This is a genomic window from Bacillus sp. PK3-067, assembly GCF_056738645.1.
The window spans coordinates 84,725-97,462 of sequence record NZ_CP096491.1 but is presented as its reverse complement, the minus strand read 5'-3'; the positions used below and the strand labels follow the sequence as shown (position 1 = coordinate 97,462).

Below are 12,738 nucleotides of genomic sequence, written 5' to 3'. Positions count from 1 at the left end.
AATGTGAAGGTGTGAAACACCAATTTTAGATGGAAGATGAATGTCGGTTGGTATAAGCCAACATGCTTGCTAACATACACTTGTAAGGGTGCTATAACAAGGTACTTGTGCAAAAAAGCTACTTCACGTTATTGTGAAGCAGCTTTTCCACCAAATTTAACTTTATAATTGATTTCTATTTGGGAAAGTTCTATAACCCTCTGTTAAATCTAATAATCCATTACCTTCGATTCTACGGTCAAGTCCTAATGAGACTGTACGTTTGATAAGTTGAGCATAAATTTCAGTTTCGGTTAAAGTTCGTCCAAAGTCAGTTTCACATTGCTTAATAATAAGCGCTGCGGCTCCTGATACATGCGGTGCTGCCATAGAAGTTCCGTTAAATGTAGCATAACCATCTTTAACTCCATCGCTATTATCCTTATTTTTAGGAACAGTCGATAAAATACCGAATCCAGGAGCTGTTAAATCATTATCTAGGTTTGTGTTTGAAAAAGGTACAAATGAACGATCTAATTTAATTGCTGCAACAGATATAACCTCTGGATGCCTAGCTGGATAACCATACTCATCTTTCGCAGCGCTAGAATCTCCACCGCTACGGGGATCCCCTTCGTTCCCAGCAGCACAAATAACTAAAATTTCATTCTTAACCGCTTCTTGTATAGCTTTATGAAGATTTTCATCAGGACGTGGACCACCAAGCGACATATTTATAATACGAATGTGATCTTTTTTATTATGTTCTTGATTCCACTTGATGCAGTCTTTAATCGCTGCAATTATATGTTCATTAAATGCTGCAGGGCGATTAGGATCTTCAGTTGGAGTGAACACTCTATAAATAGCAAGTCTTGCTTGAGGAGCAACTCCAAAAATCCCTGTCCCATTTGCTGCAATTGTTCCTGCAACATGAGTACCATGGTCGGCGATATCGGAAAAATCAGACTCATCACCATGTTCTGTAGTATTTTTCCCAAAAAGAATACGATTTTGTAAATCAGGATGATTTTTATCACATCCTGTGTCTAAAATAGCAACTACGATACCTTTACCCTGCATACTATCATCCCAAACTTCAGGAGCTTTAATCATCTCCACTCCTGGTGGTGTTTTTTCTGCTCTGTCGTCTGCTGGTTCAATTGTATAAGGTGCTAGTCGATAAGTAGTCATTGTAAATACCTCCTTTTATTAACAAACATCAATTAGCATACTCATTTAAATTATATTTATTCTAGATATTTGGAAGAAAAAATAAAAGGATTTAAGGCATCGTAGTATGGTTAAACCAAAATAATAATAGGAGAATTATTCAATGGCAGTTAATAGATAAAGGTTTTTTAACCTTCAGTTATTTGTATCAGAATGGGATTAAATCCACTTTTTAAAAATATCATTAGTTTGTGATGCGAATAAGAACGGCTTAATAGCAATAGGTACAATTTCAACATTAAAAGTAATGAGCTTGAAGAGGATATCAAAACTATACAATGTTGTAGTTCTTTAAAGAGACATAGACTTTCTTGTAGAATATAGAAAGTGAATTCCTCCTTCAAGATTTTCGAAGTTTAATCACTTCAAAAATTTCTATATTTAGGGGGAATTTTTTTATGCCCTTAGAGTTTTTATAGCTTTTGGAGTGAAAAACGTGCAAAATACTCAAATAGATATAGAAAAACCGGTTTCAAATGTTAGAACCGGTTTTTCTACGACTTCAATTTATCTTTATATTTTTCACTTTATTTTTACCTTTTTTAATACTTTAAAACTACCTAAGTATAGAAATAGTCGATCAAAAGTGATTAGATAAAGTCCAATAAATACAAACCCTGTTAAAGATACAAGAAGAAATGGTAACAGGTTTATCAAGAACCATACAGAAAGAATTCTTTGTGAAAAAAATTTTAATCCTTTGTATACAATAAAGAGGGTGATGAAAAGGAGAATCAATAATAATAATTGACCTTTTGATATTGATTCATTTGCCCAGTAAATAAACTTTGAACCGAAAGTACTTATAATAGTTCCACATATAAGTACAACCAATAAAATAGTTATAAACTTTACCAACAAATTTAATCTAATAGCCTTAAAAAATCGTTTGCTTGCAGTTTCAAGGAGATTTTTATAATAAGAATCAATAACAGGTGATGAAATCCAAGAATCCATCTTAAAGAATTGATATCTTTCCTCTTTTAATGCAGTATTTGTAACAAAATTTTTTATATTTACTTTATCCAATTCATATTGACTTATTCTATAGCCGTTAAGCATTAAAGAAAAAGCTTCTACTTCTGAAAAAGAGTCCAAATCTGTTCTAATACCAGAAAGGAGGTTTTGAACATCTGTATTGACCCCGAAATTCTCGCAGGTTTGTTCCGTGTTATAAAGTTTCGATTCTTCTTTAAGATTGTGTCTCTCATCAAAGTAGGAAACTTCCTTTACGGGCAATCCCTTCTTTAAATGTACTAGGGCAACATTATCTGAATGTTCCTTAATTATATTGGACAATTGCTGTTCTCGTAGGTTGTCCGATAGTATACTATTTGAACGTTTGATTACATTGGATATCTGTACATTAGGCTCCCTTTCATCTTTTAATTGTGCTGATGCATCACTTAATATAAAATGTGTGCAATTTAAGCGTTTATCTAGTAATCCTCTAATTCCTTGATTATCGTGGACACCGCCATCAACTAATTGTAATCGTACCTTCTCATCATAAAGATTACTAATAGCAAGAGGGGCAAAAATTCCAGGCACACAGGCCGAAGCGGCAACGGCTACACCCAATTCAAAATCTTCGTGTTTGTATATGTCATCATACGATTCTATTCTTTTTAGTCGAAAGTTTTTATCAAATTTTTTTCTAGATTGGTCAATTTGTGTTTCGCCCATATCCGAAGCACTAAAACACCAGTTATGTCCATTATTTAAGATAGTTGCATTAATAAGAAGTATTGGTACTTTTGCACTTCTATTTTCATTATCCTTAAGTGGGTGAAAAGAATTACTCTCACAGCAGGGTTTGATAATTAACTCCTTCATTTTTATAGGCTTGGTGTTATTTGTATCAAGAACTTTTCTGTATAAAAATTTATCATAAAGCTCTCCAATATGATCACTTCGTGAGTAATTAGGAAGAATCATTTTTATATTTTTTACTGGATTAAGAAAGGTTCTTAAACGCAAATTCTTTTGGACTACTCTTAGAAAATCAACTTCAATTTTTGCAACAATCGTCTGGTAGTCTTCATCTTTAATTTCAACATCTCTCTTTTCTTCCAGTAGTTTTTTTAAATGAAGGTAATAAAGCGCGCCAATAATAGAGCCACCTGAAACCGTAGAAATTAATTCAACAGAACGAAGTAACCCCAAATCAGCCAACCTTGCGAGTACTCCAATATGATAGAAAGATGCTCTAAATCCCCCACCAGAAAGGGCAAGTCCTAATTTTTTATTATTTTCCTCTTTCATAACCAAAGTCACCTTTTTCTTTCTTTAAAACTTCAATATTAATAACTAAAATTTATGTTTTCTTTTTTTATAATTTTTATGCTATGAACACATCAATTTTCTGGAGGGTTTAGCTTAGCTACTGACTCTCGTGTAATGCTCCGTTCATCTCGTGTATCGTTGGGTTTCTGTATACCGAATGGGTAGAACAATTTTTAAAAGAATTTCTTCAGTCAATGCTATGTTCATAGCATCGATTGGTCTGACTCGAAATCGAAATGTTTTCGGGCATAAAAATAGCTAGTTATCTAAAATTCTGATTCCTTTTTAAGTTCTCTTAGTTCAAATAATTTTATACTAGGGGATTCCTATTGAATGAATTATACGCATACAAGCTGTATAAAATTCCGAGTGTATTTTTCAGCAAACATGTGTAAATTAAAGATAATGATATCAATAAAAAATATTAGAGGTTTTCCATACTATTAACATACCCTTTATTACGGAATATGCTTTCTGCTAACACATGTCGGTATTACAAATTACATAACTAAAGAAGGTGAAAGCTTATGCAAATTCGCTGTGGGACATTTAATTTATTTCAATTTGTTGAACCTCCTTTCGCATGGTATGAGCGAGATAGCTCCTATTTAGCTGATGAGTGGTTAATGAAAAAAGAATGGATAAAAAACAAATATCAGACATGAATTGCGATGTTATTGGTTTCCAAGAAGTATTCAGTACAAATGCTTTGAAAAACTTAGTTGAGGAAATAGGGTTTACTCATTTTACAACAGTAGAATCTCCTGTTACAGATATAAATGAACCATTAGTATTTATAAAACCCGTAGTTGCTATAGCTTCAAAATATCCAATACTCTTAGTAAGTCCAGTTAAAGTTCCCGATTCCATTACCGAAGAAATCCCCTTAGGAAAAACTTTCAAATTCAGTCGAATTCCTATAAAAGCTACGATACGTATTGATAGCTCTAGGGATATCGTTTGTTATGTTTCACATTTAAAATCAAAAAAACCAGCCATGAAAGATATCGTTTATAATCCAAGTGAAATATGGGATAGTCAAATACTAGAAACTTTACGTGCACGTTCAATGGGGCATGTAGCATCTTTACTACAACGGGGGACGGAAGCAGCAATCTTATATCATGAAATATCAGAAACTCTACACAGTAATAAGGAACTTCCAATTATCTTACTTGGTGATTTCAATGATGATGAACACTCTATTCCTATAGAAGCATTAACAAATAGAGAAAAACTTTCAAAAATAGGAGATACACAAATCCCTATCGAGAAACAACCGATTGTCTACGATTATAAACTTTATGATGCTTTTGACTTAGCTCCAAATCAAAGCGGACAAAAAAGATTGCCTACACATTATTATGGAAAATTAGGAAATGTATTAGACTTTATTTTTGTATCTAATTCACTTAATGAGAAAAATAAAGAATACATTGGTCGAGTAAGTGAATATACGGTGTTTGACAGGCATTTAAAATGTGATGATATTGAAAATAAGACACAATCTGATCATGCTCAAGTAGTTGCCACTATAAAATTCAAAGAAAATTAATACTCATTATAAAAGATGTAAATGCTGCAATGACAGTTCTCTGCATGAGCGAACTTATCGGCCTCATCTATAAGGGATTTTTCCTTTGCTTCATACGCTTGTCGGAAAGAAAAATCTTGATTCATACGTTCCCATTTATTCATTGCTTTTTGTAAAATAGGGTCTTGGTTCATCGCAATATCCTCCAATGTTTGGGTTAAGTGTTCATCTTCATTCGCTGGTAGTAGTAATACCCAACGAACAAAGGAATCTTCCCAGGGATTTACTTGTTCATTACGCCACTGTTGCATGAGTTTTGGGATCTCTACAATATGAATTTCTATGTCATCACTTAATACCTTCTGTTGTTGTTGATTCCATAGAATTCCTGTTGTATGGAATGCCTCGTATTCAGAAAACATAACGAAATTTAACAAATTAATTGTAATTGTTTTATGGAGCGAACTATATGGCATTCGCTTTGTCTTGATATTGCACTTAGCTTATCAAAATGGCCACTTTTCTCCGAAAAATCACTTTTTTACTTCTAAGTATGTTTTTGTTATACTTTCAATTAAGTATTACCAGTAATACTTGAGTAATAATTATAAGAAAAGAGAGATGTTGGCGCATCTCTCTTGGTAACTGATAATGTAAATTAATCGGTTGCTAAAATATATTATTTTTTTCGTTTAGAACTGCCCTTATGCTTCCCGGCTCTAGGTGCAGTTCTTTTATTTGATCTACTTTTAATATTATCTGCTAGTCGTTCTCCGTATGCTGTTAAAATTATTGTCAAAAACCCCTGTATAGGATCATGTAATAAATCGGATAAGTAATCACATAGTTCTATTAGTCCCATCTTCCTCCCCTCCTTTCTCTACAAAAAATATCAGAGAAAAGCGAGCAATTCGATCAATTACATATCAATTGGAATTTATCATAACATGAAAAACAATAAGTTTAATGATCCTAATTAATAAAAAGCCGCTAATATTTAACTTTTTTATGGTTTTTTTCTATTTTTGTTTAATATGCAGTAAAATCAAGTTGTGTTCCTTGAAAATTCCTTAGCGTACGAAATTGGCGTTTTGTTGGTGGAACTTCTATAAAGAATAGTTGATAATCATTTTGAACCCCCAAATTTAATTTTAAGGTAAAAAGCCTTTATAGATTTTTGCATGATATAAAAATCCTCCTTTCCATGATTAACTATTAAAGCAATTGCAGCTAAAATTTAGCTATCTCACATCATAATCATTTTGAGTTTATATTTTAATAGCAATTTAAAAATATTTTAAAAAAACTCTTTAAAATATTAAAGAATTCTTTTATTGGTAGCTAATTCATATAGGAGTAGAGTCAGAAAAACAAAAAGAACTTGTAGGAATCCCTACAAGTTCTTTTTTAGATAATGTAAAAAAGTTAAATTTGAATCGGAGAAAACACTATAACCACGAGTTGATTTTATTATACACCAAATTCTAACATACGCACTTTTATATTTGAAAATTACGTGAATTTAGAAAAGTAAAATATAAAGCTATGATAAATCCCCCAAAATACCGATTTAATATTTTGAACAAAATGATTTAAATCAATATGCATTTTATAATAAATGATGAAAAATATACGTATAGGTAAATAGAGAAGAATGGTGCATTCTTACAATTCATTTTATTTATATGGAATATGTTTTTATCTGTCTGTACATCTTCAACATTTTCTCCATCTACTAATAATCTCCTGTACTTAAAAGAGTGCCCTGTTAATACTGTTGTAACCCCCCCCTTTTTTTTGTTTGATTACTCGTATCATAAAACAAGTATCTGAAGTTTATATGTAGTCTATCTAGAGTCTATGTAAATCAAAAAATTTCTAACAAACTGTTTGTATTGTAACGTTACCACCAAAACTATTGCTCTAAACACCACAATTTGAAGAAACAGTACCCTATGTTCTAATCCTCAATTCCTCCTACTGCTTATGTTGAGTAAAACTAGTTAATCCCTATAATATAAAAAGAGCATCCCTTTTTGGATGCTCTTTGTTATAACTATATATTATTTAATTTTCTTCATTTGTTGGTACCATTTTTCCTTGTTGAGAATCCGTACCTGTACCTTCTGATTTTTCAACAGTTTTTGCATGTTTTCCAGGTTGTGATTCTGTACCTTCTTTTGTTTCTACCATTTTTCCTTCTTGAGAATCTGTACCTGTACCTTTTGATTTTTCAACAGTTTTTACATCTCCTTTAGATGCTGGCACTGCATCTTTAGGTAAATCAAAGTTTTGTGAGGAAGACGTTGTTCCATCTGCACTCTGTGTAATTACTTGATTTGAATTTTCATTTGACTTTAAATTGTCCGTTTTCGCATCATCTGCACCAATTGCACCACCCGCTAATAATCCTGTACTTAAAAATACACCTGCTAATAATGTTTTAACCATTTTTCATTACCTCCTGTTTATTTGTAATATTCATCAAAAAAGTATCTAGAGTTAATGTTTTATTCATTATCTTTATCTACTTGCTTTTTGATTACATTTAGCATAAGGCAAGAATCTATAGTTAATATGGACTGTATCTGGAGATTATGTAAAGAAAAATAGATGATCAATTGTATATCCTAATGGATGCTTAGACAATATTAAAATTTTATATGAGTTTGATAGTTGAATTACCCTTTGTTTTTAATCGTCAGGTTTATGGCTGGGGTAAAGCCTATTGAGGACCTAATCTTTTCTAATTTGGAAGTAAACTTTTGGCTAAAAATTTACTTCCATTTTATTTAAGCATCAAGTTCTTCCTAAAATTAAAGTGGAACAATTTTATTACTTAGATTGTCTATTAAATGTGTACCTAAAATTAGATGTTCAATTTAGATATAATAAATCCCGTTTGAAATCTATTTTTAAGTATTACAAAAATATGAAAGGACTTTTTATTTTGAAAAGGAAAAGGATGCAAAAGAAGGATGAGTATTTAAGAGATACAAGCTTAATCCTTTTACAGGTAAAGCATTGCAAGTCAGATTGAAGAAGGAATAACTTAAACAATAGCTTATCAATCATATAAACATCTTGCATGTGCTTTGAGCTATAAAATTTTAGCTGTAGAAGTATTGTTACCCCATATTCTCTTTACTTACATCAGTATGAAAAACCTAGGAAAAAACCATATATTCTTGAAAGAGGTTGAAAATTTATGTTCATATTAAGCAAGTTCTTTAACATTACACATTACAAAAAGATTGTATCTGTCGTATTACTTTCATGTGTAACACTAATAGGCTGTTCCAATAGTAATACTCCATCTGAATCACCTAAACAAACGAAACAAACAAATCCAATTAAACAAGAAAATACTGGTGATAATTCTTTTGCTAAACTTGAAAAAGAATATGATGCCAAGCTTGGTATTTATGCACTGGATACTGGTACGAATCAAACTGTTTCTTATCGATCAGATGATCGTTTTGCATTTGCCTCTACATCTAAATCATTAGCAGTGGGCGCTCTTTTACGCCAGAACTCAATAGAAGCTCTTGATGAAAGGATTACGTATACGCGTGAAGACCTTTCTAATTATAATCCAATTACTGAAAAGCATGTGGATACAGGAATGACATTAAAAGAACTTGCAGATGCTTCTGTTCGATATAGTGACAGTACAGCACATAATTTAATTCTTAAAAAATTAGGTGGTCCATCTGCATTTGAAAAAATCTTGAGGGAAATTGGTGATACTGTTACTATTTCCGAGCGATTTGAACCTGAATTAAATGAAGTAAATCCAGGAGAAACACATGATACGAGTACACCAAAAGCAATCGCTAAGACACTTCAGTCTTTTACATTAGGAACTGTACTACCATCTGAGAAACGTGAACTATTAGTAGATTGGATGAAAAGAAATACGACTGGGGATAAATTAATTCGTGCGGGCGTACCAAAAGGATGGGAAGTAGCTGATAAAACAGGTGCAGGTTCTTATGGAACAAGGAATGATATTGCAGTTATTTGGCCACCAAATAAAAAACCAATTGTTCTTGCCATCCTCTCTAATCATGATAAAGAAGATGCTGAATACGATGATAAACTTATTGCAGATGCAACCAAAACTGTTTTAAATATTTTAAAAGCTACAAATAAATAATAATAGTAATACATTAATACTTTTCCATGTTTCCGTCACATTACTGTGACGGTTTTTTTAGGTATGTTACAAAAAATTGACCATTTAATGTTACGGAAGCAATTCAAAAAATTAACCGTTACAACTAAAAAACTTTTCAATTTAGACAGATATTTTTCTTATAGGGGCACCTCATATACGTACTGACTTAAGAAATTAATTGTTCCCAAACGAAAATAAAACACACCAAAGCCTCATACATAACTGGGTACAAATAAAAAACCATCTGAGATTCTATTAGAGGTTCTAAAGGGGAGTTACATACCCTTTATTGCAGAATTTGATTGTTGCCATACTCACCCGATGTTAACTGTCCCAATGGATTTCAAAATAGAGATGGATGCAACAAATAGAACATTAACAATTCTTGAAGAATGGATTAATTAAATCTATTGATATTAAAATTTTCTTAGCGTTTTTTTTCCAAAATGCTGGCGGGACCTCATATCCATCAAGCTAATAAAAAACTATGTTCCAAAAGGAAAATTAAAGAAAAGAATCTCATTGATTTACCGATGCCAGCATTATAATAAATCCTTCCTTCTCCTCTTTTTATCAGTATTGGTAAGTAAAGGGGGCCAGGCATAAAAACAGGTTGTGGAGAAAGTCTTCTTCACAACCTGAGAGTAAATTATATATCCAAATATGATTTGTTCTTTTAACTATTAAGTCTTTTATAATCTGTTATAGTCAATATAACTAGAGTCATAATAAATCCACTGACCTGTTCCAATTCTTAGCCAGCCGTTCTTTTCTTCATATACTGTAACTTTCTCACCTTTACTTGTCTTTCTAACAATAGAATAGTTTGTACCTGATCCGCTTCGAACATTTACCCCAATACCATTAATTTGAGCCGTTCCAATTACCTTTTCAACACTACCATTTTCAATTACTTGTAGCATATTTAGAATGAATGTTGCTGTTTCACCACGAGTTGTTGTTCCTTTAGGGTCGTATTGATTGTCCCCCTTACCTCTTACAATACCTAGGCCATACAGTCTTTGTACGTCTTCTTTATAAATAATTTGGTCTTTGTCTGAGAATGGTAGGTTTACAACTGGTCCCCATATACCTTTATACTGTAAAGCCTTGTTTACAATAATTGCTGATTCTTCTCGTGTAATAGGTGTGTTTGGGTCAAAATAACCATCTCCTCTACCTTGAATGATGCCTGCACTTGCAGTACGTTTAATACCATCTCGTAAAGTTGAGTTTGCATCGTTTAGGTCTTTAAATGAAGCATCTCCAGCTGGCAGGTTTAGAGATTTAGAGATTAATTGAGCAAATTCGGCTCTTGTTATCGCTCTATTGGGTGCGAAAACTCCGTTTCCTTCCCCTATCATAATACCTCTTCTATTTAACTCTCGAATAGCTTCTTCATACCAGCCTCCTGTAATGTCATCTTTTGGTTGATAAAGGTTATTATAATACCCACCAACTCCATTTACGAATGCATCCCATTGGCCATTATTAATCATGTTAGCAGGACAGATTTTACCACTCCATTTTTGGTGTTTTACAATGTTGTTTAACGGTACACCAGTTTCTTTCATTAAATAAGCTACAAGTTTCTTAGCGTTATCTACCGCTTTACTGTAGTTTCCGTCACTATTAACTGCGATTTCAATTGCAATAGATTCTCTATTACCTGGACCATTACCGTCTCCTGCGTGCCATCCGTTCTCGTTTAATGGTAGATGTTGATAAATCTCTTTATCGTCTACTGTAAAATGCCACGATGCAGCTCGGTCTGTGTTGCCTACTGCTTGGTTATATAGGTATTGAGCGTGGTTTCTAGCACCTGCTCCTACACTTGTATTATCAGTCTCATGAATTGTAATGTACTTTGGACTCATGTAGTTTTGAGGACGAATATTATCGTTACCTGGTGGGACAATCCATTCCGTGAATGGAACACCGTTTATAGTACTAGAGGTGCTAGGTGATATGGGAGACAGACTACGTTTTGTTCTGTTTGAATTGTTAGGAACCGTTAATGTACCTGTTTCTTCATGAATACCTTCTGAACGTTGAAGACTATCTACTTTCTTATTGTCGACAGTACCTCCACCACGCCCGTCTACCCCTTCAAAACTAGCTTCAATACTTTTTAAAGCCTGTTCATCTGTTGTTTGAAGTTGGTCTGTGTTACCTTGCACTTGAAGGCTTGTAGATTGCTTATTGTTTACTGATTGTTGTTCCTCTGCAATCGATACCAATGGTGAAGATAATACCGTTAATCCTGCCGTGAATGCTACTACTTTTTTATTAAATTTAATATTCATTTTGAATTTGGTATACCTCACTATTTTAGTAGATATACCTTCCTCCTTGTACTTCTTTTAGTGTGAATAATAGTCTGAATAATGGTAGCCTGAACCTCAAAAATAATGGCTTAATTTTTCATTTCATATGATAAACTGAAATCTATAAGTCCTACTAGATATATCAGTATTTCAGAATTATAACACAGCACGATTGCAAAAATATAATTAAAAAACATAAATATCCTTTAATGTATAAAACGGTTCTGGTGCAACAATCCCAAGGCTCTTACAACTAATACCTTAATCTTGAACATACTGATAGTATGACTCTAAAAAGGAGCATAATCAGTTAATCTATTTTTACACCAAAACCATGTTAGCTCCTATATAACAAATATACCCCTTTTTTTCATTTTATCGTTTTCCGACAGGAGACTCCTTCCTCAAAAATGTGAAGGTGTGAAACAACAATTTTAGGTGGGACATGAATGTCGGTTGGCATAAGCCAACATGTTTGTTATCATTTACTTGTACAGATTGCTCTTCGAAAACTGAAGATATGAGGTTGGTTGCAGAAAAACGTTGCAACCGTAAAATCTTCAACGTTCTATCACTCCATGCTTACCGAAGTTGCGAAAACCAAGCTAAAGTAGGGAGTGTGGTGCGTTAACGTACAAAATACTTATGTTCTCACCGTAGGGACTACGGGTAGAGCCTGCTAAGATAGCTGGTGGATACACCGGTGTTCGCAGGAATCTCCCACTTCAAAAAGTCCGTAAGGACGTTAAGTGGTGAGTAGTTCAATATTTCTTTTTACCTAGCGATTTAAGACCACGTTTAATAACATCATAGAAACTTAGAGATTGTGCCATATGACCTGGATCTACATATTCTCGTATGGCCCGGAGAACTTTCTTAGGTTCCTTAGAAGAAAAGGTGAAGATTCCATTTCTCTTGGTTTCAATAGCATAACGTGGAATCCATTTCCCCTTAAACATTACAGAAGCTATAACGTAATCTACCTCCTCCCACGGAATCTGAATAAATTTACTCGTATCACGAGAATTATAAAATTCAAACCCTTTATCACCAATCATAATTTTCCCATAGTCCGTAAGTCCCGTAAAAGCGGTAGCATCTATTACTAAATCTACACTTGTATTAATTGATTGAACCATCATATCCGCTCCATTTCATTTATCCTATTTATAATTCGTAACTTCAAACAATTAGATCAA

At 33.0% G+C, this 12,738-nt stretch carries 8 protein-coding genes and 3 pseudogenes; 3 read left to right on the top strand and 8 right to left on the bottom strand.

Features of this window, described 5'->3' with window-relative positions:
* Positions 1-162: 162 nt before the first annotated feature.
* On the bottom strand, positions 163-1,173 hold the full coding sequence (locus tag M1D73_RS28260) for a S8 family peptidase (protein WP_166572511.1): 1,011 nt from the start codon (positions 1,171-1,173) through the stop codon (positions 163-165).
* A 561-nt stretch (positions 1,174-1,734) separates the two neighbouring features.
* A complete protein-coding gene (locus M1D73_RS28255) occupies positions 1,735-3,477 on the bottom strand; it encodes a patatin-like phospholipase family protein (RefSeq protein ID WP_243341277.1) in 1,743 nt (580 codons plus the stop codon).
* Between the two features lie 658 nt (positions 3,478-4,135).
* Here M1D73_RS28255 and M1D73_RS28250 point away from each other — a divergent pair.
* Complete coding sequence (locus M1D73_RS28250) at positions 4,136-5,053, top strand: endonuclease/exonuclease/phosphatase family protein (protein WP_243341275.1); 918 nt, start codon at positions 4,136-4,138, stop codon at positions 5,051-5,053.
* Between the two features lie 35 nt (positions 5,054-5,088).
* On the opposite strand, the pseudogene M1D73_RS28245 reads toward M1D73_RS28250, so the two are convergent.
* The 4 genes and pseudogenes from M1D73_RS28245 to M1D73_RS28230 all read right to left on the bottom strand — a co-directional run.
* Positions 5,089-5,514: pseudogene (locus tag M1D73_RS28245) on the bottom strand (Rpn family recombination-promoting nuclease/putative transposase); the annotation flags it as partial.
* Between the two features lie 197 nt (positions 5,515-5,711).
* Positions 5,712-5,894 (bottom strand): hypothetical protein, encoded by a 183-nt coding sequence (locus M1D73_RS28240; protein ID WP_166572513.1) that lies wholly within the window; start codon positions 5,892-5,894, stop codon positions 5,712-5,714.
* An 829-nt stretch (positions 5,895-6,723) separates the two neighbouring features.
* Positions 6,724-6,857: pseudogene (locus M1D73_RS28235) on the bottom strand (histidine kinase); the annotation flags it as partial.
* 242 nt (positions 6,858-7,099) lie between these two features.
* Positions 7,100-7,483 (bottom strand): alpha-ketoglutarate permease, encoded by a 384-nt coding sequence (locus M1D73_RS28230; RefSeq protein WP_166572514.1) that lies wholly within the window; start codon positions 7,481-7,483, stop codon positions 7,100-7,102.
* A 757-nt stretch (positions 7,484-8,240) separates the two neighbouring features.
* On the opposite strand from M1D73_RS28230, the gene blaIII reads away from it, so the two are divergent.
* Complete coding sequence (gene blaIII / locus M1D73_RS28225; RefSeq protein WP_243341274.1) at positions 8,241-9,191, top strand: class A beta-lactamase BlaIII; 951 nt, start codon at positions 8,241-8,243, stop codon at positions 9,189-9,191.
* A 246-nt stretch (positions 9,192-9,437) separates the two neighbouring features.
* Positions 9,438-9,617 (top strand): annotated as a pseudogene (locus M1D73_RS28220) (LD-carboxypeptidase); the annotation flags it as partial.
* Between the two features lie 287 nt (positions 9,618-9,904).
* On the opposite strand, the gene M1D73_RS28215 reads toward M1D73_RS28220, so the two are convergent.
* Positions 9,905-11,518 carry an S-layer homology domain-containing protein gene (locus M1D73_RS28215; RefSeq protein ID WP_086401863.1) on the bottom strand — a complete coding sequence of 538 codons (1,614 nt, stop codon included), beginning with the start codon at positions 11,516-11,518 and terminating at the stop codon, positions 9,905-9,907.
* Positions 11,519-12,300: 782 nt separating this feature from the next.
* Positions 12,301-12,678, bottom strand: coding sequence for a DUF956 family protein (locus tag M1D73_RS28210; RefSeq protein WP_086401861.1), 378 nt, complete (start codon positions 12,676-12,678; stop codon positions 12,301-12,303).
* Positions 12,679-12,738 lie beyond the last annotated feature (60 nt).